Source organism: Bacillus sp. FSL L8-0528, from assembly GCF_038593085.1.
Lineage (GTDB): Bacteria > Bacillota > Bacilli > Bacillales > Bacillaceae > Bacillus > Bacillus paralicheniformis.
Window position 1 is genome coordinate 1,539,138 of record NZ_CP151961.1, and the last position, 23,916, is coordinate 1,563,053.

The 23,916-nt window shown below is 46.4% G+C and carries 25 protein-coding genes; 20 read left to right on the forward strand and 5 right to left on the reverse strand.

From position 1 onward, the window contains the following. Positions 1–113: 113 nt before the first annotated feature. Positions 114–701, forward strand: coding sequence for a transcriptional regulator Rok (gene rok, locus MHI30_RS07855; protein WP_020451209.1), 588 nt, complete (start codon positions 114–116; stop codon positions 699–701). A gap of 144 nt (positions 702–845) precedes the next feature. Here the strand turns inward: rok and MHI30_RS07860 are convergent, their stop codons facing one another. Next, positions 846–1,802, reverse strand: coding sequence for a sporulation protein (locus MHI30_RS07860; protein WP_075753065.1), 957 nt, complete (start codon positions 1,800–1,802; stop codon positions 846–848). A gap of 152 nt (positions 1,803–1,954) precedes the next feature. Here MHI30_RS07860 and MHI30_RS07865 point away from each other — a divergent pair, with 152 nt between their 5' ends. The 6 genes from MHI30_RS07865 to moaD all read left to right on the forward strand — a co-directional run bounded on the left by MHI30_RS07865 (position 1,955) and on the right by moaD (position 6,169). Further along, on the forward strand, positions 1,955–2,542 hold the full coding sequence (locus MHI30_RS07865; protein WP_075753064.1) for a molybdenum cofactor guanylyltransferase: 588 nt from the start codon (positions 1,955–1,957) through the stop codon (positions 2,540–2,542). Positions 2,543–2,647: 105 nt separating this feature from the next. After that, positions 2,648–3,661: a molybdopterin-synthase adenylyltransferase MoeB gene (locus tag MHI30_RS07870; RefSeq protein ID WP_075753063.1), complete on the forward strand. Its 1,014-nt coding sequence runs from the start codon at positions 2,648–2,650 to the stop codon at positions 3,659–3,661. An 18-nt stretch (positions 3,662–3,679) separates the two neighbouring features. Next, positions 3,680–4,972, forward strand: a complete 1,293-nt coding sequence (glp, locus tag MHI30_RS07875) for a gephyrin-like molybdotransferase Glp (RefSeq protein WP_075753062.1) — start codon at positions 3,680–3,682, stop codon at positions 4,970–4,972. Next, complete coding sequence (gene mobB, locus MHI30_RS07880) at positions 4,939–5,466, forward strand: molybdopterin-guanine dinucleotide biosynthesis protein B (protein WP_075753061.1); 528 nt, start codon at positions 4,939–4,941, stop codon at positions 5,464–5,466. The genes glp and mobB overlap by 34 nt, the downstream gene beginning before the upstream one ends. Beyond that, positions 5,445–5,939: a molybdenum cofactor biosynthesis protein MoaE gene (locus MHI30_RS07885; RefSeq protein ID WP_075753060.1), complete on the forward strand. Its 495-nt coding sequence runs from the start codon at positions 5,445–5,447 to the stop codon at positions 5,937–5,939. Before mobB ends, MHI30_RS07885 begins: the two co-directional genes overlap by 22 nt. Further along, complete coding sequence (gene moaD, locus MHI30_RS07890) at positions 5,936–6,169, forward strand: molybdopterin converting factor subunit 1 (RefSeq protein WP_075753059.1); 234 nt, start codon at positions 5,936–5,938, stop codon at positions 6,167–6,169. The genes MHI30_RS07885 and moaD overlap by 4 nt, the downstream gene beginning before the upstream one ends. A gap of 30 nt (positions 6,170–6,199) precedes the next feature. Here moaD and MHI30_RS07895 read toward each other — a convergent pair whose 3' ends face one another. Next, on the reverse strand, positions 6,200–6,577 hold the full coding sequence (locus MHI30_RS07895) for a hypothetical protein (protein WP_075753058.1): 378 nt from the start codon (positions 6,575–6,577) through the stop codon (positions 6,200–6,202). Between the two features lie 266 nt (positions 6,578–6,843). Here MHI30_RS07895 and MHI30_RS07900 point away from each other — a divergent pair, with 266 nt between their 5' ends. The 11 genes from MHI30_RS07900 (at position 6,844) to lepB (ending at position 19,726) form a co-directional block, all read left to right on the forward strand. Continuing rightward, a complete protein-coding gene (locus MHI30_RS07900; protein WP_075753057.1) occupies positions 6,844–8,601 on the forward strand; it encodes an ABC transporter ATP-binding protein in 1,758 nt (585 codons plus the stop codon). Positions 8,602–8,613: 12 nt separating this feature from the next. Next, positions 8,614–10,434 (forward strand): ABC transporter ATP-binding protein, encoded by a 1,821-nt coding sequence (locus MHI30_RS07905; RefSeq protein ID WP_075753056.1) that lies wholly within the window; start codon positions 8,614–8,616, stop codon positions 10,432–10,434. Between the two features lie 123 nt (positions 10,435–10,557). Beyond that, positions 10,558–11,238 carry a Yip1 family protein gene (locus tag MHI30_RS07910; protein WP_075753054.1) on the forward strand — a complete coding sequence of 227 codons (681 nt, stop codon included), beginning with the start codon at positions 10,558–10,560 and terminating at the stop codon, positions 11,236–11,238. Beyond that, the gene (locus MHI30_RS07915) at positions 11,239–12,375 is read left to right on the forward strand and encodes an efflux RND transporter periplasmic adaptor subunit (protein ID WP_075753052.1); all 1,137 of its coding nucleotides are present in this window, start codon (positions 11,239–11,241) and stop codon (positions 12,373–12,375) included. Then, complete coding sequence (locus MHI30_RS07920) at positions 12,372–13,064, forward strand: ABC transporter ATP-binding protein (protein ID WP_075753050.1); 693 nt, start codon at positions 12,372–12,374, stop codon at positions 13,062–13,064. Before MHI30_RS07915 ends, MHI30_RS07920 begins: the two co-directional genes overlap by 4 nt. Continuing rightward, positions 13,061–14,254 (forward strand): ABC transporter permease, encoded by a 1,194-nt coding sequence (locus MHI30_RS07925; RefSeq protein ID WP_075753048.1) that lies wholly within the window; start codon positions 13,061–13,063, stop codon positions 14,252–14,254. Before MHI30_RS07920 ends, MHI30_RS07925 begins: the two co-directional genes overlap by 4 nt. Before the next feature lie 253 nt (positions 14,255–14,507). Further along, complete coding sequence (locus MHI30_RS07930) at positions 14,508–15,155, forward strand: Yip1 family protein (protein ID WP_075753046.1); 648 nt, start codon at positions 14,508–14,510, stop codon at positions 15,153–15,155. Between the two features lie 276 nt (positions 15,156–15,431). Beyond that, positions 15,432–16,187 carry a DeoR/GlpR family DNA-binding transcription regulator gene (locus MHI30_RS07935; RefSeq protein WP_020451225.1) on the forward strand — a complete coding sequence of 252 codons (756 nt, stop codon included), beginning with the start codon at positions 15,432–15,434 and terminating at the stop codon, positions 16,185–16,187. Beyond that, positions 16,184–17,095: a 1-phosphofructokinase gene (pfkB, locus tag MHI30_RS07940; protein WP_075753044.1), complete on the forward strand. Its 912-nt coding sequence runs from the start codon at positions 16,184–16,186 to the stop codon at positions 17,093–17,095. The genes MHI30_RS07935 and pfkB overlap by 4 nt, the downstream gene beginning before the upstream one ends. A 13-nt stretch (positions 17,096–17,108) precedes the next feature. Further along, entirely contained in the window at positions 17,109–19,001 is a 1,893-nt protein-coding gene (locus MHI30_RS07945) for a PTS fructose transporter subunit IIABC (protein WP_075753042.1), read from the forward strand. Between the two features lie 164 nt (positions 19,002–19,165). Continuing rightward, entirely contained in the window at positions 19,166–19,726 is a 561-nt protein-coding gene (lepB, locus tag MHI30_RS07950; protein ID WP_043928613.1) for a signal peptidase I, read from the forward strand. Between the two features lie 45 nt (positions 19,727–19,771). On the opposite strand, the gene MHI30_RS07955 is transcribed toward lepB, so the two are convergent. Together MHI30_RS07955 and MHI30_RS07960 are read right to left on the reverse strand one after the other, a co-directional pair. Continuing rightward, the gene (locus MHI30_RS07955) at positions 19,772–20,041 is read right to left on the reverse strand and encodes a hypothetical protein (RefSeq protein WP_075753040.1); all 270 of its coding nucleotides are present in this window, start codon (positions 20,039–20,041) and stop codon (positions 19,772–19,774) included. 12 nt (positions 20,042–20,053) lie between these two features. Then, complete coding sequence (locus tag MHI30_RS07960; protein ID WP_075753038.1) at positions 20,054–20,296, reverse strand: hypothetical protein; 243 nt, start codon at positions 20,294–20,296, stop codon at positions 20,054–20,056. Between the two features lie 172 nt (positions 20,297–20,468). Between MHI30_RS07960 and MHI30_RS07965 the strand changes: the two genes are divergently transcribed. Then, complete coding sequence (locus tag MHI30_RS07965) at positions 20,469–22,088, forward strand: ATP-binding cassette domain-containing protein (protein ID WP_075753036.1); 1,620 nt, start codon at positions 20,469–20,471, stop codon at positions 22,086–22,088. A 57-nt stretch (positions 22,089–22,145) separates the two neighbouring features. Next, positions 22,146–22,520 (forward strand): nuclear transport factor 2 family protein, encoded by a 375-nt coding sequence (locus MHI30_RS07970; protein ID WP_081379902.1) that lies wholly within the window; start codon positions 22,146–22,148, stop codon positions 22,518–22,520. Between the two features lie 126 nt (positions 22,521–22,646). Here MHI30_RS07970 and MHI30_RS07975 read toward each other — a convergent pair whose 3' ends face one another. After that, the gene (locus MHI30_RS07975; RefSeq protein ID WP_075753033.1) at positions 22,647–23,879 is read right to left on the reverse strand and encodes an aminopeptidase; all 1,233 of its coding nucleotides are present in this window, start codon (positions 23,877–23,879) and stop codon (positions 22,647–22,649) included. Positions 23,880–23,916: the final 37 nt, after the last annotated feature.

The following is a 23,916-nucleotide window of genomic DNA, read 5'->3' on the forward strand; positions in this document are numbered from 1 at the left end:
TTCTTAACGAAAAGCAACAGTAGAAAAACGAAAAAATAGTTGATAAAATTAGTTTGGTAATCTAATATTTTTATTGGAAGGTTTATTTATTCTGATAGGAGGGTATAAACGGTATGTTTAACGAGAGGGAAGCATTGCGTTTAAGATTGGAGCAGCTGAATGAGGCTGAGGTTAAGGTGATTAGGGAGTATCAAATTGAGCGGGATAATATATATGCAAAGCTGCGTGAATTGGATCGTCCATCCAGCTTTAATGATACAAAAAAAGATTTTCGCCCGGAGCGTAAAACGGAATCTCTCCCTGTTTTAGCTGAATTAGCTGCGCAGGAGATGAAGAGCTATCAGCAGCAACAGCAGCAGCCGCAAGCATCTCAAAAGAATCAGCAGCAGACTTCTCCGCAAACCTCCTCACTGCCTGCCGGAATTCCAGATGGAACGACAAGGCGCAGAAGGGGTACAGCACGTCCAGGCTCAAAAGCTGCAAAACTGCGTGAAGCGGCGATTAAAACATTAAAACGCCATAATGCGGCCATCAAAAGCTCCGAACTTCAAAAAGAAATCGAAAAAGAGAGCGGACTTGAGATCCCTAATATGACAACCTTTATGCAAAGCCTGATTAAAATGTACCCGGAAGTCAAAAAACCATACCGCGGTCAATATATATTAGAGGGTGAGATTTCTACCGAGACAGAGCAGCAATAGTCAAACCCTTGCTTTTCCAGATAGCGTTTCCATTTTGAGGAACACTAAGGCGGCCGCTATATACGCCGCCGCCCTAATCAACTGCTTGAGACAATCGACTCAAGCGGTTTTTTGTAAAATCCAAATTATCCCTTAAAGTGGCATTCAATTTAAAGGTTTTGTTTCTTTGTCTTTACGTTTAATTTGATAGACCCATTTTTGCGGGGTTGTTTCTTCTTTCGTCTGTTTTTTCCATTCAGTTATTTTCTGATCCATTTTCGCATCATTTTGTTTGATGACGCTCAATTGCTGTTGGAGCTGATCAACTTGCTCCGTAACTGTTTGAAGTACCGCCTCGATCTGTTCTGACCGTTCAAAAAGCTCTTCGTTTTGTTCAAGCGCTTTCTCCGTCTGCTGAGATGTATCAATATCGGCAAAATGAGAAGCGATCCACTTATCACTTTCATCGAGCTGCCTTTTATAGGATAGAATCGTTTCGTAAAACAGCGCTTCTTTTGTTTTTTCAGCCTTCAAAAGGCGGTTTTTCGTTTCTGTCACCCGCTCTTTTAATACCGCAACATCTGTTTCGATTTGTTTGAGCTGAAGACTTTTAGCATGAAGTTCGTCTTTCAGGCGGGCATTTTCGTGTGCAGCGTTTTTGAGCTCCTGCTCCTTTTTTTCCCTCAGCGTTTTTTCTTTTTCCGCATGAAGCTTTTCATATTCTATTTGGCTATGTAAGCTTTTTTTCTCTTCTTCGGCTTTTACATTTGTTAAATGAAGGCGGTGCTTTTCTTCTATCTCTTGTTTTCTTGCATAGGTTTCTTTTTGAAGGAGCTCCTGAAGAACAACGATTTTACCCAGCAGTTCGCTTTTTATCCGGTTGAGCGTTTCGGCCGACTCATCTTCCTTGTTTGCCGAAACCCGCTCCAGTTCGATTGACAGCTGCTGAAGCTGCTGCTTCATCGCTGCGTTTTCCCGGCTGAGCTTATGATTTTTCTGATGAAAATAGCTTGCTTCAAGCTCGTGTATCAATTGATGTGACCTTGCCAGCTCCCCTTTTAAAAAAAGGTTTTCCTGTGATAAATCATGAAAATAAGGCAGCGAACCCGATGTTTTTTTCATGGTGACCAGCCCCCTATTGATGTTACAACTACAATATGCATAAATGAAACCCGGCATGCCTTTTGAAAAAGAGATTTTACAGACTTGTTCGGATTTCTAAAGTTTTGCTATGATGTTCGCAGGCAGGAACACGTGAAGGAAGGTTGAGCTGCATGAAAGAAATACATGTCATATTATCAGGGGGACTTTCGCGCCGTTTTGGGGAACCGAAGGCGTTTGCCCGCTGGAAAGATAAGCCGCTTTATCAATGGTGCAAACAGGCGCTGGGAGACGACGTCCTGATATTGAGCCGTCCGGGCTTGACGGAGCGGTTTATAGAACTCGGGGAAAAAGCGGTGCTGGAAGATCTCGAACCGTTCAGAGGAAAAGGGCCGCTTGCCGGTATGTACACGGCCATGGAGCGGGCGGAAGGGGAATGCTATATTTTTTCGGCTTGTGATACTCCGCTTGTCCGGAAGGAGACAATCTCGGCTTTAAAACGGCAGATGACCCCAGCGGATGACGCCGTCGTGCCGGTTGCAGACGGAAGGGCGCAGCCGCTTGTTGCTGTCTACAGCAGAAGGGTGAAATCCGTCCTCCTCGAACAGCTTCAGCAGAACGAGCTGAAGATCAGCAGTTTCCTCGACCGCATCCGCGTCAAGTACATTGAAGCTGATACGGTCGGGGCAGAGCCGTGGGAATTTATAAATGTCAATAAAAAGTCGGATTTAGATAAAATAGAACCGTTCTTTCCGGGATGAAATATTTTATTATAGATTGCAAGGGTTTTTCGGAAAGTGTTTTTCAAAAAACAGCAGACGGAAAAATGATATGATATAGAAAAGGAAGTAAAGGGGATCATCCTGATGCATGAACGGTATTCAAGACAAATCAGATATCAAAACATCGGACAGGCGGGTCAGGACAGAATCAGGCAGAGCCATGTTTTGATCGTCGGAGCCGGGGCGCTCGGCACGTCGGCTGCCGAGGGGCTAGTGCGCGCAGGCATCGGTACACTGTCTATTATAGACCGCGATTATGTGGAATGGAGCAACCTGCAAAGGCAGCAGCTCTACACAGAGAAAGACGCGGAGAAAAGGCTTCCGAAAGCGGCAGCCGCCAAAGAACGTCTTTCCCAGATCAATCGCGATGTTGAGCTTCGTACATATGTTGCAGACGGCACCGTGGAAACACTCAGACCGCTGATCAAAGAAGCGGATGCTGTCATCGATGCAACGGATAACTTTGAGACCCGCATGATCATCAATGACCTTGCGCAAGAGACGGGCACTCCGTGGGTTTACGGCGCTTGTGTCAGCAGTCAGGGCATGTATATGACGATTATTCCTAAAAAAACGCCATGCCTTGCCTGCCTGTTTGAAGATGTTCCGATTGGCGGGGCTACATGCGACACGTCGGGGATTATTTCGCCGGCCGTTCAAATGGTGTCGGCTTATCAGCAAGCTGAAATTTTAAAAATCTTAACGGACAACCAAGATGCGCTTGAAACCGCTTTTGTCACGTTTGATTTATGGGCGAACACCCACTTCCGAATGGAGATCGGCCGCAATGAGACATGTCCTTCGTGCGGAGAAACGCCGGTTTATCCTTTTCTCAGCAACATGAGCCAAAAAAAAGCCGACGTGCTGTGCGGAAGAGAGACCGTCCAAATTCGCAGCGATATGTTAAAACGGCTGCCTAAAGAGGAACTCATGAAAAAACTTTCGGGCATCGGAAAAGTGGATGCGAATGATTATTTGCTGCATGTACAATACGAGACATTCAGAATCGTCATATTTAACGATGGAAGAGCCCTTGTTCACGGCACAAATGATATAAAAGAAGCCAACTCCATATTGGCGAGAGTCATCGGAATGTAACAACAGGAGGTTTTTTTAATGATTGAAAAAAGAACGCCCATTCCAGTTTTTGAAGCCGCTGCGCGTGTCTCTCGGCACTGGAAGCAGGGAGATACAGAGTGGATCCACCTTGAGGAGAGTCTTCATAGATTTTTAGCCGAAGATGTAAAGGCTGATCACGACGTACCCGCTTTTGACCGTTCGCCGTACGATGGCTTTGCTGTCCGAGCTTGCGATACCGCCGGTGCTTCGCGGGAAAATCCGCTGCAATTCGAGGTGGTTGATCACATTGGAGCCGGAGCCGTGTCAGGTAAAACGCTCGGTCCTTTTCAAGCTGTCAGAATTATGACCGGTGCGCAGATTCCGGAGAGTGCTGATGCGGTAGTCATGCTTGAGCTGACAAAAACCTTCTCAGAAGACGGTAAAAACTATATGGTGTTAAAGCGCTCATTAGAGCCGGGAGAAAATATTTCAAAAACCGGAGAAGATGCGAGAAAAGGATCAGTTCTTGTGAAGAAAGGAACCCGGATCACGCCGGGTGTCGTCGCTTTGCTTGCAACATTCGGATATGCAGCGGTACCTGCAGTCAAAAAGCCTGTGGTGGGCATCATTGCCACCGGAACGGAGCTCCTGAATGTCAGCGATCCCCTCGTTCCCGGAAAAATCCGCAACAGCAATGCAGGTATGGCGGCAGCCCAGGTTGAAGAAGCAGGCGGAACCCCCCTTTATTTAGGGAAGATTTCTGATCGATTTGACGAAAGCTTTGCAGCTGTTGAAAAAGCTTTGGACAAGGTGGATTTTCTGATTACGACCGGAGGGGTGTCCGTAGGGGACTTTGATTTTCTGCCGGCAATTTACGAAAAGCTCGGTGCCGAGGTCCTGTTTAATAAAGTGGCGATGCGTCCGGGAAGTGTAACGACTGTTGCTCAATTAAACGGCAAATTGCTGTTTGGGCTTTCCGGGAACCCGTCAGCCTGCTTCGTTGGATTTGAGCTGTTTGTCAAACCGTCCCTGCGCACCTGGCTGCATCACCAAAAGCCGTACTCTTTATGTGCAGAAGCGGTTTTAAGCAAGGATTTTCCAAAGCCTAATCCGTTTACAAGATTTGTCCGCTCGTTTGTATCCATTAAAGACGGCGCGCTTCATGCGGAGCCTGTCGGCCTGGATAAATCGAGCGCCGTCACGTCGCTGGCAGATGCCAATGCGCTGATGGTTTTGCCGGGCGGAACGAGAGGCTATGAGGCAGGGGCAAGAGTGCATGTTCTTTTATACCGGGATGAGAACGGAAGTGAAGAGCTGTGGCCGCACATTTTCCAATCCTCCAGATCGTAGGGTACCAAAACAGCGGCAAAACGACGTTCGTTGAAAAACTGGCGGAAAAGCTCGATCAGCTCGGAGTCAAGATCGGCTGCCTGAAACACCACGGACATGGAGGAGAACCGGATGTTTTCGCCGAGGGAAAGGATTCCGACCGCTTTTTTCGGGCCGGAGCGGCTGCGTCCGGCGTCGAAGGAGCAGGCGTTTTTCAGCTGACGGCGCGCGGCGAGTGGACGCTTGATCAACTGATTGCTGCTTACGGGGTTTTAGCGGTTGAGTGTCTGCTCATCGAAGGATTTAAACATGCGCCATATCAAAAAGTTGTCATCGTCAGAAACGAAGCGGACTGTCAGCTCTTGGAGGAATTGGACGGCATCATCGCCGTCATTTATCAAAAGAGCGAGCCGAAAACGGATGTTCCAGCCTTTCATATTGAAGACCCGAGCGCCGTGGCTTTTATTCTGAATCATCTAAAGGAGGAAGGCGTTTGTCTGAACGATTTGTTATAACAAAAGAGCCGATTGTCATCGAAGATATCGTCAAAAAAGTTGAAAGAAGGGAAGCTGGCGCTATCACGACGTTTATCGGAACAGTGAGAGAATGGACAAATGGAAAAAAGACACTCTATCTCGAATATGAAGCATATGTTCCAATGGCGGTCAGCATGCTTGCTCAGATCGGGAAAGAAATCAATGAAAAATGGCCTGGTACAGCTGCAGCAATTACCCATCGCATCGGCAGGCTGGACATCTCTGACGCGGCCGTTGTGATCGCGGTGTCGTCACCTCACCGGAAAGCGGCCTATGAAGCGAACGAATATGCGATCGAAAGGATAAAGCAAATCGTGCCGATTTGGAAAAAAGAACATTGGGAGGACGGCGAGACTTGGATCGGCGACCAGCTTGAGACAACTGAATACCCGGAAGGGAAACCAGATTTGGAAGCAGCGGCTTCCGACAGAAAAAGAGGTGCTGACCATTGATTAAAATTTTACTGTTTGCCCAGCTTGCCGAACAAGCGGGTGCGCAGAGCATTGATATAGATGAAGAAAAAACGACAACAGACGACATCAGACAGTTTTTAAAAGAAACTTACAATCTTCAGGGAACGGACAGGGCGATGATCGCTGTCAACGAAGTGTACAGAAGAGGAAACAGTGAGGTTAAGTCTGGAGATACGGTTGCTCTTATTCCCCCGGTCAGCGGAGGTTGAGAACGTCGGTCGGTTCAGGCATAGAGCCTGTTACCGACCGACGTTTTTTTTCGAAGCGTTTTCCAGATAAATAAAACAGCCGCGCCGTTCTTTCGAAATGTTTGGTTCTAATTTTTGAATCAAGTCATAAAGCTCACTAATACGGTGAACGTTAAAATTGGTTCTTTCTTTCAGTTTCATTTTCAGTTCTTTTGTCGTTACAATTTTTCCTTTTTGCTGTTTAATAATGTCTACGCAATGTGCTGCATAATACTCTTTAGTGGAACGTCTATGTCGCTGGATTTGTCTGTCAAGTTCTCCTAACCTTGCGTAAATCCCTTCGCGTTCTTTCCGGAAGTCCTTCCAGATTTTTTGTTCCAATTCACCTAAGAGGAGAAGCTGTTTTTTTAAAGCCTCTCTTTTCGCCATTGCAATCAACTCCGTCATTCATAATTTGATAACATTTTCTATTATTTTACATCATCTTCCTTCATTCATCAAAAAATTTCCTTTGCCAACAAGAAACTATTTTTTATTGACTGTCACATTTTAAAAAGGCTTTATTTCAAGCGGAAGAAGGAGGAAAACTCCATAATAAGTCTGAATTTTTTAAAATCGGTAGAATTTTATTTCGCAAACCGATATATTAGATGATGTGTCCTTGTTTTACATGAATTGGAAAGGTGCTGGTGCAAATGGAGTCCCTTAAAAAACTAAAAGATTTTTATTGGCCTTATAAAAAAATGTTCTTGTGGTCGCTTGTGTCGATGCTTCTGATGACGGCGATCACTGTTGTTTACCCGATTATTCTGCAAATGACAATTGATGAAGTGATTCTCGGCGGAAGGTACGGTTTGGTCATATGGATCAGCCTCGGGTTCATCGCTGTCATGGCGGCGAAGGGCGCAGCCACTTTTTTTCATCAGTATCTTGGAGATATGTTCGGAATCCGTTCGGTTTACCGGTTAAGAAAAGAGCTGTATGCGAAATTGCAGCGTCTGCCGTTCAAGTATTATGACAGCGCTAAAACGGGAGATTTAATGTCGAGGCTTACGGCTGACGTCGAAGGCATCAGATTCTTTTTATCTTTCGGCTTTGCTGAGGCGATTCGCTTTATCCTGCTTGTCACCTTCAGTCTGTCTGTCATGTTTTCTTATTCTGTGCCGCTGACTCTGGTAACGATTGCTTCTCTGCCGTTTTTAGGAGCGGTTGTCTACAGGTTTGATAAAAAAGTGCATCCGGCTTTTCGAAACATAAGAAAATCTTTCGCCCGTTTAAATACGAAAGTTCAGGAAAATATCAGCGGCATGAATACCGTTAAATCTTTATCAAAAGAAGATTTTGAGATTCAAAACTTTACTCATTCAAATGATCATTTTCGAAATAAAAACTTAAACGCCTCGTTTATCATGTCGAAATTCTTTCCGCTAATGGAGTTTATCGGCAATATTTGCCTCGTTGCCCTGCTGTCGTTCGGCGGCTGGCTCGTGATGCAAAACAGTTTAAAACCGGGGGAGCTTGTCGCTTTTTTCAGTCTCGTCAATTACTTGATGTGGCCGATCATGAACCTGGGTTACGTCATCAACCTGTTTTCACAAGCGAAAGCATCAGGAGAGCGGCTGCTGGAAATTCTCGATGCCGAAGAGGAAATCACCGACAGCGGACATGCGGTGAAAAACGGCAGACTGAACGGCGATGTCGTATTCAGTGATGTTTCCCTTCAATATACAAAAGAAAACGCTAAAGCACTGCATGGAGTGTCTTTTCAAGCCGAGCGCGGCAAAACGATCGGGTTAATCGGTGCGACGGGGTCAGGAAAGAGCAGTATCATTCAACTGCTGAGCCGCTTTTATGAGCCGACATCCGGCCGGATCACGATCGACGGCAAGCCGCTTGAACACTACTCATTAAAGATGCTGCGCTCCAATATCGGCATCGTCCCGCAGGAATCGTTTTTATTTTCATCAACGATCAGGTCAAACATATCTTATGGAAAGCCTGATGCATCAATGGATGAGATCATCGAAAGCGCGAAAAGAGCCCAGGCGCACGATTTTATCATGGAGCTTCCGAACCAATACGATACGATGCTCGGCGAGAGGGGGCTCGGGCTTTCCGGAGGCCAAAAACAGCGGATCGCGATTGCGAGAGCGATTTGTCTGAACCCGGGCATTCTCATCCTCGATGATTCGACAAGTGCCGTTGACATGGAAACGGAGCACCGCATTCAGCTTGCATTGCGGGAAGTGATGCGGGATCGGACGACGTTCATCATCGCTCACAGAATCTCGTCCTTAAAGCATGCCGACGAAATCCTTGTGCTCGATAAAGGCGTTGTAAAGGAAAGGGGAACACATGAACAATTAATGGAAGAAAACGGTTTATACAAACGGATTTTTGATTTGCAGTATAAAGATCAAAATGTGTTGAATGAGCCGCATTTTGCAGGATAGGAGGCTCTTGTTATGGAAAATCAGGCGAAAAAACAAACGTTGATGAACCGGTTTTTTTATACTTCAGACCAAATCATTGAAAAGCCTTTTAACTGGGCACAGATGTGGAGGCTGCTCAAATATTTAAAGCCTTACCGAAAAAATTTGCTGCCGCTGTCGTTTTTAACGGTCATGATCTCGGCGGCGATCCGGCTGACGGTGCCGATTTTGATCGGCGTCTATGCGCTCGACCAAGCAATCGCAGGCCGGGATATGAATCTTCTTGTGATTCTGATCTCCGTCATCAGTGGATTATATCTGGTCAATTATGTTAGCAATGTGCTGAGAATCCGCTGGATGAACAAGCTTGGCCAGCATGTCATTTATGATCTCAGACAGCATTTGTTTACGCATGTTCAGCGGCTGTCGCACCGCTTTTTCGACGAGCGTTCGGCAGGTTCCATCCTTGTCCGGATCATGAATGACATCAATTCTCTGCAGGAATTGTTTACGAGCGGAGTCATCAATCTTTTGATGGATATTCTGCTCCTCTTTGGCATTATCGTCATTCTGTTTTCGCTCAGTCCTGAGCTGACCATCGCCATCATGGTGACGCTGCCTGTTATGTTCTTCATTTCTACCAATCTCAGAAGGAAAATCCGGCGATCCTGGCAAAAGGTGCGCTTAAAGCAGTCTAAGCTGAATTCCCATTTGAATGAAAGCATTCAAGGCATCCGGGTCACTCAGGCATTTACGCAAGAAAAAGAGAATATGATGTATTTTGAAGGCGTCAACAGCGAGAACTTTGAAGCCTGGCGGGAAGCGACGAAAAAAAATGCGACATTCCGCCCGCTTGTAGAAATGACAAACGCCGTCGGAACGGCCATTTTAATCTGGTACGGCACAAGCTTAATCATCAATGAAACGATTACGATCGGTGTATTTGTCTCGTTCGCCTTCTATCTCGGAATGTTCTGGGAGCCGATTTCAAGGCTCGGCCAAGTCTACAACCAGCTGTTGATGGGAATGGCTTCGTCGGAGAGGATATTTGAATTTCTGGATGAAAAACCGAGTGTTGCAGACAAGGAAGATGCGGTCAAAATAAAAGAATTAAAAGGCCGGATCGAATTTGAACAGGTGGAATTTTCTTATGACGGGAATCGCAAGGCGCTGCACAGCATTTCATTTGAGGTGCCGGCGGGAACATCGCTCGCGCTTGTCGGACATACAGGTTCAGGGAAGACGACGATCGCGAATCTGATCAGCAGGTTTTACGATGCAACAGGCGGGACTGTCAAAGTGGACGGAATACCGATTACCGATATCTCGCTTTCCGATCTACGTTCGCAAATCAGCATCGTGTTGCAGGATACATTTATTTTTTCGGGAACGATTATGGAAAATATTCGTTTTGGCCGTCCGAACGCCGCCGATGAAGAAGTGATCGAAGCAGCAAAAGCTGTCGGGGCCGATTCGTTTATTTCAGCGCTTCCGAATGGATACGCCACAGAAGTGGAAGAACGCGGCAATGTATTATCGGCAGGTGAGCGGCAGCTCATTTCATTTGCGAGGGCTCTCCTGGCAGACCCCCGCATTCTGATCCTTGATGAAGCAACCGCAAGTATTGACACAGAAACGGAAGTCAAGATTCAGGCTGCATTGAAAACCCTGCTCCATGGCAGAACGGCTATTATGATCGCTCACAGGCTTTCAACGATAAGGGATGCGGATAAAATCCTGGTTCTTGACCACGGCCGGAAAATAGAGGAAGGAAATCACCAGGAGTTAATCGAAAAACGTGGAATGTATTATGAGCTGGTGAAAGCGCAGTATCAAATGTTTCAGCGGAACTAAACTAAAACCGTCCGCGGCCGTACGCTTTAGTATGCGGCCGGGGCATTTTTTTGAGAACAGATGTGAAACATTTTAGTCCATTTTGCGTATAAACTGGTAATTCATTTTTTAAGGGGGATACATATGGAAACGCATTTAGAAACTGAAAAAGTAAAAAATCCGTCATTGTTCGGATTGATTACCTATCCCGGAGAACAGTTTGAGAGAATGAGAGAAAAGCCGGCTGTCTGGTTTCCGCTTGTTATTGTTTTAATCTTGTCGGTTACCGCAGGGTATATGCTCAGTCAAAAAATACCGCTATCTGCCGATTTAGCAGAAATGCCGGATGCTGAAGCATTTCAAGCCGCTATGAAGGGGTTGAGCATCATCGGCGGGATTTTCGGTTCTGTGATCGCCATGCTGATCAGCGCTTTAATCTATTGGCTGATTGTCAAAATCGGAAGAGGAACAACCAATTTTGTTCACATGTTTTCGCTGTCTGTTTTTACGCATTTTATTGTGGCTATCGGGCAATTCATAGGCGGACTTGTGATCTATTATTCAAATATTGATCCCACGATCGGCGTCACGTCCTTAAGCGGAATCATCCCGGCAGACGAGCCGCTCAAATCGGTATTGGGTGTATTTGATATTTTCACAATCTGGTCGCTCGCATTGGTTGCCCTGGGGCTTCAAAAGGTTGGGGGAATCTCCAAAAAAGCGGCTTGGACCGGTGTGATTATTTTATTTGCGATCTCCATTCTGCTCGCATTAACAGCCGGAATCGCGATGAATTTCTTCGATACATTTGAAGGAGCAATGTAAATGAAAAAAATATGGATCGGCATTATCATTGTTGGGGCTGCTGCGCTTTTTATCGGACTCAACCTCTACCGCTCGGTGCAAACGGGCGGAGGGGCTGAAACAGCGGTCCAAACCGTGAAATTGGAAGAGAAAGAGATTTCTTCTGAAGTCATGGTTCCGGGTACCCTAAAGTTTGCCAACGAACAATACGAATATTTTGAACCTGAAAAAGGAAAAATTGCCGACATCAAAGTAAAAGAAGGCGACAAGGTGAAAAATGGAGATGTGCTTTTCACCTATACGAACGAAGAAATTCGCCTGGAAAAAGAACAGAATGCTTTATCCATTCAATCGAAGGAACTCCAGCTTGAACAGGTAAAGCGAAAAATCAGCAGCCTAAAAAGCAAGGAAGACGAGCTAAAGGCTGAGCTGGGAGCGGAAAAAGCCAAAAGGCAAATGGATGACGAACGGTCCCAGCTTGAAATGGAAGAAAAATCGCTTCAGCTTGAACTGAAACAAGCCGACCTGCAAAAGGAAACGCTCGAGAAAAAATCGGCAGCGCTGCAAGTGAAAAGCAGCATTGACGGGACAGTGATCACCGTTGATAAACAAGCCGCCTTAAAGCAATCGGATATTCAAAAGCCTGTTATACATATAGGTAACGAGGACAAGCTTGTCGTTAAAGGCGTGCTGTCAGAGTATGACACATTGAAAGTGAAAAAGGGACAGAACGTGACCATCACGTCGGATGTCATCCAAAATAAAGAGTGGCGGGGCAGAATCTCACAAGTCGGATTGGTTCCCGAAGAAGAGACGTCTGCAGGTGCTGCGGGAGGAAAGGAACAAGCTGTTCAATATCCGTTTGAAGTCAAAATAAAAGGGGAGCGTCCTAAAGCAAAGCCCGGCTTCAATATGATTCTCAAAATCCAGACGGACAAAAGAACCATTCAGGCTCTTCCTGAAGATGCCGTCATGCAGGATGATGATCAATCATACGTGTATGCCGTCAGAAACGGAAAAGCGAAAAGGATCAATGTCAAAACCGGCGAGAAAGCAGATGGCGTCGTTGAAATTACCGGCGGTCTGACGAACAAGGACCGGGTTATCGCAAACCCGGCCGAGGACATGAAAAGCGGAACGGAAGTGAAGCTTCAATGATTGAGCTTTCCCGCGTGAAAAAAAGCTACCAAATCGGAGGGGAAACCATTGATGTTCTCAGGGAGATCAATATGAAAATTGAGCCGGGTGAATACCTGTCCATCATGGGGCCTTCCGGTTCTGGAAAATCGACGATCATGAACATTATCGGCTGTCTTGACCGCCCGACATCGGGTATTTACAGGTTGGACGGCGAGGATATTTCATCATATGGCGAAAGGGAGCTTGCCGGCGTCAGAAACCGTTTAATCGGTTTTGTTTTTCAGCAGTTTCAGCTTCTGCCGAGACTGAATACCATAAAGAATGTGGAGCTTCCGATGATTTACTCCGGCATTCCAAGAAAAGAGCGGCGGGAGCGGGCCGAACGGGCGCTTGAAAAAGTCGGGCTCAAGGACAGAATGCGCCATTTGCCGAACGAGCTTTCCGGCGGCCAAAAACAGCGTGTAGCCATCGCAAGAGCGATCGTCAATGAACCGAAGCTGATATTGGCTGATGAACCGACCGGAGCGCTCGATACGAAAACAAGCCGGGACATCATGGAGCAATTCACCGAATTGAATGAGGAAGGAACGACGGTGGTGCTCGTCACCCACGAACCGGAGATTGCAGATTATACAAGCCGGATCATCATGGTGAGGGACGGTGTGATCGTCTCGCCGGAAACAGAGCGGAGGGGGACGGTGCAATGAATCTCATCGAAAACTTGAGAATGGCGTTAAGTTCCATCCTTTCCCACAAACTGCGATCGATTTTAACAATGCTCGGAATCATTATCGGTGTAGGCTCTGTTATTGTCGTTGTTGCAGCGGGGCAAGGAGGAGAGCAGATGCTCAAGCAGACGATCAGCGGGCCCGGCAACACGGTCGAAATCTATTATCAGCCCAGCAATGAAGAATTAACGGCCAATCCCAACGCCTATTTAGACGCCGGCTTCACCGAAGAAGACATCAGAGGTTTAAAGTCACTCGAAGGCGTGAAGCATGTCGTTGCAAAAACTACCGAGTCTATGAATGTCCGCTTCCGGGATGAAAAAACGGATGCCGCTGTAAACGGCATTAATGACGGATATATCAGCATCAACTCGATGGAAGTCGAAAAGGGAAGAGAGTTTTCAGAAGAGGATTACAATGCCGGAAGCAGGGTCGCCGTCGTCTCGCAAAAACTTGCGGAAGAACTTTTTTCTCAGCAGTCGCCTCTCGGCCGCGTCGTATGGATAAATGGCCAGCCCGTTGAAATCATCGGCGTATTAAAAGAAGAAACCGGGCTGCTTGCGTTGGGGATGAATGAGATGTATGTTCCGTTTTCAATGTTAAAATCGTCCTTCGGCATCAGCGACTATGACTCTGTCTCCGTTCAAGCTGAATCTGCAGACCATCTGCAAGCCGTCGGAAAGCAGGCTGCCGCGGCTGTCAACAACAATCACGGCACTACGGACTCGTACGAAGTGATGAACATGGAGGCCATAGCGGCCGGAATCAGCCAGATTACAACAATTATGACGATGTTCATCGGCTCAATTGCAGGCATTTCTTTACTCGTTGGCGGGATCGGTGTCATGAATATTATGCTGGTGTCGGTCACGGAACGGACGAGGGAAATCGGGATTCGAAAATCGCTTGGTGCAACAAGAGGCCAGATTTTGATGCAATTTTTAATAGAATCGTCTTTGATCACGCTGATTGGCGGGGTGTTTGGCATCGGCCTCGGATACGGCGGAGCAGCCCTTGTATCGTTTTTTGCCGGTTGGCCGCCGCTCGTTTCCTGGCAGGTGGTCCTCGGAGGCGTCCTGTTCAGCATGGCGATCGGGGTTATCTTTGGCCTCATCCCGGCCAATAAAGCGGCCCGCCTTCATCCGATTGATGCATTGAGGTATGAGTAAAGCGGCATATAGCCCGTCTGCCGATAGTCGTCACTTTGAAACACCCGCTCCTACTCGTGAGCACCGACTTAGCAGGCCTGACAACAAATGCGAGAGTTTGTCGACACGCTGAAACCGCCTTTAGAGGCGGTTTTTTTGTATGCGAAAATTAAACTGAATTTAAAAATACTTTTCTTACATTAATGATAGACTTAAAAGTGCTGTGAAATTGATCATTATTTTATGAAAGAGGTATTACAGGAGGAATTTTAGAGTGGAAGCCAATATAGAAACAGCAACTCAAGTAAAAAAACCATCACTGTTCGGTATCATCACGAGCCCTGTCCGTCAGTTTGAAAGAATGAGAGAAAGGCCCGCAATTTGGCTGCCGATGATCATCGTGCTGGCGTTATCCGCCTTTTCCGTTTATCTTGTTTGTTGGGAACTAAGTGAGTTTCTTGGTTTGGATATAGATCCTGGACTAGAGGCTGCCCGTAATGTTTTTCAGTCTGTCATATTCTTCGTGCTCAGCGCTTTAGTATTGTGGCTGATTGCTAAAATAGGCGGCGGAAACACCAATTTTGCCTGCATGGTGTCTCTGTCTGTCTTTGCCACATTTGTACCTGTTATCAGAGACGTCATTATCGGTTTGGTGTATTATGCTTCGAATTCTGAGATCGCGTTTTCGTTCTCATCGCTTGATGGATATATTCCGGCCGAGGAGCCTCTTCTGAGCGTCCTGGAGATGTTTGATGTTTTTACAATCTGGGCGTATGTGCTGGCGGCGGTAGGACTGCAAAAAGCAGCGGGCGCTTCAAAACGGGCGGCGTGGATCGGCGTTTCCGTCATATTTATTATGATGCTGATGTTGTCTTATTTATTAGGCTTATGGCAAGTATTTTTAGAACGTTCATTAGGCTGATGCATTATTGTAAAACCTCATGCGGCGAGCATGAGGTTTTTATCGTTGTGATCTGAATGATGTTTGAAGGAATAGATAATAATAATGTCACATATTTTTGCGGATTTTTATAGTTTTTACAGTTTACAAACGGTACATATCACGATAACATGTTAAAATGTGAAAGATTTTGATGGTTATTGAATGAATTTGAAAGATTTTTGTTGAGTTATGTCGAAAAAGCGTTTACAATGAAATTGTAAGCTTAATGAAGGCGTTTCCAAAAGGGGTGATAATGTGTTGACTCCCGAACGGCATCAGCTGATTATTGACGAGATTGAAAAGCATGATGTCGTGAAAATCCAGTACTTAATGAATTTAACGAACGCATCTGAGTCAACGATCAGAAGAGATTTGTCGACGCTGGAAGCCCGCGGATATTTAAAGCGTGTTCATGGAGGGGCATCAAGGCTTTCCGATATTCGTACGGAGCCTGACATGCTAGAGAAATCATCCAAAAACCTTCATGAAAAGCGAAAAATCGCTCAAGAAGCGGCCTCACTTCTTGAAGAAGGCGATTGTATTTACCTTGATGCCGGAACGACCACATTGCAAATGATCGATTTTATCGATCCGGAGATGGATATTATCGTGGTCACAAATGGAGTCATGCACATTGAGGCATTAGGTAAAAAAGGTATTACTTTTTATTTATTAGGCGGGTATGTGAAGTATAAAACCGGAGCGATCGTAGGCGGTTCGGCTTTATCAGCCATCAGCCAATACCGGTTTGACAAAAGCTTCATCGGCGTCAACGGCATTCATAAAGAAGCGGGGTTTACGACTCCGGATCCTGAAGAAGCGCTTTTGAAAACAAAAGCTGTCAACCAGGCGAAAAAAGCATTTATTTTAGCTGACGTTTCCAAGTTTGGGGAAATTTCATTTTCTGCCTTTGCCGGTTTAGACGAAGCAACTATCATTACAGCAGGATCTGCAAAACATTCATTTGATAACTATCAAGAAAAAACTGTCGTAAAGGTAGTGAAAACATGATATACACTGTAACTCTCAACCCATCGGTCGACTATATTGTTCACGTTGAAGAATTTTCCGTAGGCGGGCTGAATCGTTCAGTCTATGACACGAAATATCCCGGAGGCAAAGGAATCAATGTCTCGCGCGTACTGAACAGACACCATGTACCTTCTAAAGTTCTCGGTTTTATCGGCGGTTTTACCGGGGGATATATCAAATCATTTCTCGAAGAAGAGAAGCTTGAAACGGCTTTTCATGAGGTGAATGGCGACACGCGCATCAATGTCAAATTGAAGACCGGGGATGAGACGGAAATCAACGGGCAGGGGCCGGTCATCAGCGAAGAAGATTTCGCGGCCTTTTTAGACCAGTTTTCAGCGATGAAAGAAGGGGACATTGTTGTACTAGCGGGCAGCATTCCTTCATCATTGCCGCAGGACACATATGAAAAGATTGCGGAAAAATGCAAAGAGCAAAATGTCCGGGTTGTCGTTGATATTTCGGGTGAGGCGCTTTTAAAAGCAGCAGAAATGAAGCCGCTTTTAATGAAACCGAACCATCACGAGCTCGGTGAAATGTTTGGGACAACCATCACTTCAGCGGAAGAAGCGGTGCCTTACGGTAAGAAACTCGTTGAACGCGGGGCCGAAAACGCGATCGTTTCCATGGCTGGGGAAGGCGCACTTTTATTTACAAAAGACGGCGTCTACCATGCCAACGTACCTAAAGGAAAGCTCGTGAACTCAGTCGGCGCAGGAGACTCAGTGGTTGCAGGCTTTCTCGCAGGCATTGAAAAACAGCTCGACATCAAAGAAGCTTTTCGCTTAGGTGTCGCGTCAGGAAGCGCAACCGCCTTTTCAGAGGAGCTGGGAACGGAAGAGCTCGTTCACAAGCTGCTTCCGGAAGTTCAAGTCAAAGCGATTTAAAGGAGGAAAGGTTATGAAAATAACTGAGCTACTAACAAAGCATACGATCAAGTTAAACCTTGAGAGCAGCCAGAAAGAAAACGTTATCGAAGAACTCGTCAGCGTTTTGGATCAGGCTGGCAAGTTGAATGATAAAGAAGGCTACAAAGAAGCTGTGATCAACCGCGAGAAACAAAGTTCCACCGGTATCGGCGAAGGCATCGCCATCCCGCATGCGAAAACGGCAAGCGTTAAAGAGCCTGCGATCGCGTTCGGCCGTTCAAAAGGCGGCGTCGATTATGAATCCCTTGACGGCCAGCCAAGCCATCTTGTTTTCATGATCGCCGCTACAGACGGCGCGAATAATACTCACTTGGAAGCATTGTCAAGACTGTCGACTTTGCTAATGAGGGAAGAGATTCGCAAACAGCTGCTTGAAGCTTCATCCGAAGACGAAATCATCGACATCATCAACCAGCATGATAAAGATGATGATGAAGAAGAACAGGCAGAAGAAGCGCCTGCACCATCAGCAAAAGGAAAAATCCTTGCGGTTACAGCATGTCCGACAGGGATTGCCCACACGTTCATGGCTGCCGATGCTTTGAAGGAAAAAGCGAAAGAGCTCGGCGTTGATATCAAAGTTGAAACGAACGGTTCAAGCGGTATTAAAAATGGTCTGACAGCGCAGGAAATCGAAGATGCGGTTGCGATCATCGTCGCCGCAGACAAGCAGGTTGAAATGGATCGCTTTCAAGGCAAGCATGTCATTGAAGTACCTGTAACAGCAGGAATCAGACGTCCGAAAGAGCTGATTGAGCAGGCGCTGAAACAAGACGCGCCTATCTATCAAGGAAAAGGCGGCGGTGCATCCGCTTCTGAAGACGGAGCTGCCAAAGGAAAAGGCGGCGGTTTCTACAAGCACTTGATGAGCGGTGTCAGCAACATGCTGCCATTCGTCGTCGGGGGCGGGATCTTAGTTGCGGTTTCGTTCTTCTGGGGAATCAACGCGACCAAGCCGGGAGATCCGACTTATAATGAGTTCGCTGCTGTATTAAATAATATTGGCGGAACGAATGCACTTGGATTAATTGTCGCTGTATTGGCCGGATTTATCGCGATGAGCATTGCAGATCGTCCTGGATTTGCGCCTGGTATGGTCGGCGGTTTCATGGCGACACAAGCTGGCGCCGGGTTCTTAGGCGGCCTGATTGCCGGTTTCTTAGCTGGTTATATTGTTGTCCTGTTGAAAAAAGTGTTCGCTGGTCTGCCGCAAGTGCTTGACGGATTAAAACCTGTCCTTCTTTATCCGCTGTTTGGAATATTCTTGACCGGAGTCATCATGCATTATGTTGTCAATACGCCTGTCAAGTTCATTATGGATGGCATGACACATTGGCTTGAAGGTCTTGGAACAGGAAACCTTGTTGTAATGGGTATTGTTTTAGGCGGTATGATGGCGATTGATATGGGCGGTCCGATCAACAAAGCGGCCTTTACATTCGGTATCGCGATGATTGAAGCTGGGAACTTTGGACCTCACGCAGCGATCATGGCAGGCGGTATGGTGCCTCCGCTTGGAATTGCTCTTGCAACGACTTTCTTTAAAAATAAATTCTCAAAACGGGATCGCGAAGCCGGAATTACCAACTACGTGATGGGCTTGTCATTTATTACTGAAGGTGCGATTCCTTTTGCGGCAGCAGATCCGGCGCGCGTCATTCCTGCTTGTATGATCGGATCCGCAGTTGCCGGCGGTTTGTCTCAATTTTTCCATGTCACACTGCAAGCGCCGCATGGCGGAATATTCGTTCTCTTCTTTACGACGAACCATGCGCTGCTGTATCTCCTCAGTATCTTGATCAGTGCGGTTGTGACGGCTCTCATTCTCGGCTTCTTGAAAAAGCCGGTTCCAACTGAAAAATAAGTGCTGAAAGTGCCACAGTATTCCCTCTCGTGGCACTTTCTTTTTTACCGTTTTTGCCGGAAGTGAACGCGGGGATTATGTATTCGGCAGGAACTTGTGATAAAGTATAGGAAAGCTTTATTTTGCATGTATGCTGTGACAGACTGTTTTTAGGAGGAAGCGTTTTGACTGAAGAAAAATCCACCAAAAATAAAAACTCTCTCTTTGAATGGGTAAAAGCCATTATTATCGCAGTCGTTCTGGCGTTATTGATCAGGGCATTTTTATTCGAACCGTATTTAGTCGAAGGTACATCGATGGATCCGACGCTGCACGACGGAGAGCGGCTGTTCGTCTATAAAACGGTTAAATACGTAGGCGAATTTAAGCGGGGAGATATCGTCATTATCGACGGCGATGAAAAAAATGTCCATTATGTAAAGCGCTTGATCGGCCTGCCGGGAGATACCGTGCAAATGAAAGATGACACGCTGTACATAAACGGGAAAAAGGTGTCTGAGCCGTATCTTTCGGAAAACAGAAAAGAGGCGGAAGCAGTCGGCGTCAAGCTGACGGGCGACTTTGGCCCTGTGAAGGTTCCGGAAGGCAAGTATTTCGTGATGGGAGACAATCGCCAGAGATCGATGGACAGCCGGAACGGACTCGGACTGATCGATAAAAAACGAGTGGCCGGGACTTCACAATTTGTGTTTTTCCCGTTCAACGAAATCCGAAAAACAGACTGAAAAATGCCTGATGTCCATTTGGACAATCAGGCATTTTTGCTTGATTTATGCGGATAGTGATGCCAGCACTGCAATAAACAGTACGGTAACGAACACAGAGGCCATAATCAGAAGAACGCTGTACAAGATTCTGATTTCCGCGGCTTCTTTTCCCCGTTTTGACAGCATTCGTTTCGCCGCGATATGAACGAACACATAAATCATGGCAATCCCGATGTAAAGACCCACATCCCGTGCTGTAAAGCCGGTTATGGCAAGATAAACCCCTGCGAAAAAAATAAACATGCAGTATTCCGTCAAAGTGATGAGCTTCATGTCTTCCTCCGTCTAACGATCCGAGTTTTCTTCAAATATCACCTTTTTATAATATATCTTTTGCAGCCATCCCACAAGGAGGCCGAAGCCGATCAGCAGACAGGAAAATATAAAAAAGTCAGAGGTCCACATATCAAACCCTTTGAAAAGCCCGATAGACATCGTAGAAATCACCATGGCCACTGACACGAAAAGCGCTTGGCGCGGCCTCGAATTGATCCACCTGATGATATCAGGGTCATCTTTTAATTTCATTATTCCTTCCCCCATTCTTCAATAATTGTAACATATTGTCACCAAGAAAGTGTGAACTAGAGTTTTTTTGATATATTTTTCTTTAAAACTTTATCGTAAAAAAGCAAAGCATTTCTCTTGCGGAATTTTCGTGTTATACTCTTTTTAATGAAGTATAGATGGAGGATTTTAAATGATAGCTGTTCAAAATGTCAGCTTGCGGTTTGCGGACCGGAAGCTGTTTGAAGATGTAAATATTAAGTTTACGCCGGGTAACTGCTACGGATTGATCGGAGCAAACGGCGCCGGAAAGTCCACTTTTTTGAAAATATTATCAGGCGAAATCGAGCCTCAGACGGGCGAGGTTCATATGAGCCCGGGCGAACGCCTTGCCGTCCTGAAGCAGAACCACTTTGAGTATGAAGAGCATGAAGTGCTGAAAGTCGTGATCATGGGGCATAAACGCCTTTATGAAGTCATGCAGGAAAAAGACGCGATTTACATGAAACCCGATTTTTCAGATGAAGACGGAATCCGCGCCGCAGAACTTGAGGGCGAATTCGCCGAGCTGAACGGCTGGGAAGCCGAAGGGGAAGCGGCGATTTTGTTAAAAGGCCTCGGCATTCCTGAAGAGCTCCATACGAAGAAAATGGCCGATCTGGGCGGTTCCGAAAAGGTGAAGGTTCTCCTTGCGCAGGCCCTGTTCGGAAAACCTGACGTCCTTCTTCTCGATGAGCCGACCAACCACTTGGATATTCAGGCGATCCAGTGGCTTGAAGAGTTTTTAATCAATTTTGAGAATACGGTTATCGTCGTATCGCATGACCGCCACTTTTTAAATAAAGTATGTACGCATATTGCCGACCTGGATTTTAACAAAATTCAAATTTATGTCGGAAACTATGATTTCTGGTATGAATCAAGCCAGCTTGCGCTTAAAATGGCCCAGGAAGCCAATAAGAAAAAAGAAGAGCAGATCAAACAGCTCCAGGAGTTCGTCGCCAGATTCAGCGCCAACGCCTCCAAATCGAAGCAGGCGACATCGAGAAAAAAACTGCTTGAAAAAATTACGCTTGACGATATTAAGCCGTCATCGCGCAAGTATCCGTACGTGCATTTCGCGCCTGAACGCGAAATTGGAAACGATGTGCTTGTCGTCAAAGATCTGTCGAAAACGATTGACGGTGTCAAGGTGCTTGACTCGGTCAGCTTTATGATGAATAAAGAGGATAAAATCGCCTTTACAGGCCGGAATGAGCTTGCTGCTTCAACGCTCTTTAAAATCCTTGCCGGGGAAATGGAGCCTGAAAGCGGATCGTTTAAATGGGGCGTCACAACATCACAGGCGTTTTTCCCGAAAGACAACAGCGAGTATTTTGAGAACAGCGATTTAAACCTTGTCGACTGGCTCCGCCAATTTTCGCCGCATGACCAAAGCGAAAGCTTCCTGCGCGGCTTTTTGGGCCGGATGCTGTTCTCTGGGGAAGAAGTGCTGAAAAAAGCAAGCGTTTTGTCAGGGGGAGAGAAAGTCCGCTGCATGCTGTCCAAAATGATGCTGTCCGGCGCCAATGTGCTGATGCTTGATGAGCCGACAAACCATTTGGATCTCGAATCCATTACAGCGCTGAATAACGGTTTAATCAGCTTTAAAGGCGCTATGCTGTTTACATCTCATGACCATCAGTTTGTCCAAACAATCGCCAACCGCATCATCGAAATCACGCCAAACGGAATCGTCGATAAACAGATGAGCTATGACGAATTTTTGGAAGACAAAGCGGTTCAGGACAAGCTTGCTGAACTTTACGCGTAATGATAGAAAACCCGCCTTAAAAAGCGGGTTTTTTTATAAAAAAGGGAGATGGTTGCCGTGTCATGCCGAAAGGCTTTTGAGCAATATATTCAAGCAACAAACACACATGAGTTTGGGAATGTCAAAAAGCTCCTTCATCCCGACGCTGTGTACTGGTTCTCGGATCAAACGTGCTCGGGCGTTGAGGAAATTCAGCGTTATTTTGAAAACGCCTGGAAGCAAATCGAAAATGAAGTATACAGCGCCAGTCATATCAGTTGGATTACGGAAACGGACGAACAGGCCGTCTGTCTTTATACATACGAATGGACAGGGTTTTATAGGGGCGAACCGGTTCAAGGGGCAGGCCGTGCGACAAACGTATTTGTAAAGGACGAGTCAGGAAGCTGGAAGCTGAAGCATGAACATTTAAGCAGTTTGCCTAAATCATGAGGAGGCGGGGCATTGGACGGCTTTATAGCTCCATCTATGTACGGAACTTAGGAAGGATGGCAGAGCATGCGGACACAATATAAAAGGACCTCAGAAAACTTCTGAGGTCCTTTTGTGCGGAATGCTTTAGATCGCCCAGTTGCCGTTTCTGAAAATCGGCTCTCTTTTTCCATCTGCTGTGATTCCGTCTATATTCATTTCTCCTGAACCGATCATGAAGTCAACATGTGTGATGCTTTCGTTTAATCCTTCTTTCGCCAGCTCCTCGCGCGACATCTGCTTTCCGCCTTCGATGTTGAATGCGTACGCACTGCCGATCGCGAGGTGGTTTGATGCGTTTTCATCAAACAGCGTGTTGTAAAACAGAATATTGGACTTGGAAATCGGCGAATCGTGGGCAACGAGCGCAATTTCGCCTAAGTAGTGTGAACCCTCATCCGTTTCGATCAGCTCTTTTAAAATCTCTTCACCTTGTTCAGCTTTGACATCGGTGATCCGTCCGTTTTCAAATGTCAGCTGAAAGCCGTCGATCAGATTGCCGCCGTAGCTTAACGGCTTCGTGCTTGAAACAGTGCCGTTTACTCCGTCTTTTTTCGGAGCGGTGAATACTTCTTCTGTCGGCATATTGGCCATGAACTCGATGCCGTTTTCGTTTGTGCTTCCGGCGCCGACCCACAGGTGCTTCTCAGGAAGCTCGATCGTCAAATCTGTTCCTTTTGCTTGGTAATGAAGGGCTTGGTAATGCTTGTCGTTTAAGACGCTTACTTTATCGCGCAAAGTTTGATCGTGGTCTTTCCACGCCTGGACAGGATCTTCACGGTCGACGCGGGTCGTTTTGAAGATCTCATTCCACAGCTTTTGCACCGCTGTCTCTTCATCTGCGTCAGGGAAAACTTTTTTTGCCCAGGCCGGTGAAGGTGCTGCGACGACAGTCCAGCTGACTTTATCCGATTGAATCATTTGCCTGTATGTATGCATCGCCTTACCGGCGGCTTTTTGCTGGGCCGCGATTTTTTTGGAATCGATGCCTTTCAAAAGATCAGGGCTTGAAGAGACAATGGAAATAAAAGCGGCGCCTTCCTTGGCGAGCGTCTCCAGACCTTTCGCTTCCCACTCAGGGAATTCTTCAAAGGCTTCCGCTGGGGCCAGCTCATATTTCAGCCTTGTCACCTCATCATCCTGCCAGCGGACCGTCACGTTTTTTGCCCCTCTTTGATAGGCGCTTTTGACGAGGAGCCGTGCAAAATCGCGTACTTCTGTTGATGCGTTGATGACGACTTTCTGTCCTTTTTGAACGTTTACACCGACTTCGGCTACAAGCTTCGCATATTTGCTCAGTTTATCAGTAAACGAATTCATTGGCAAAACCTCCTTTATTGTCCATAACATCATATCA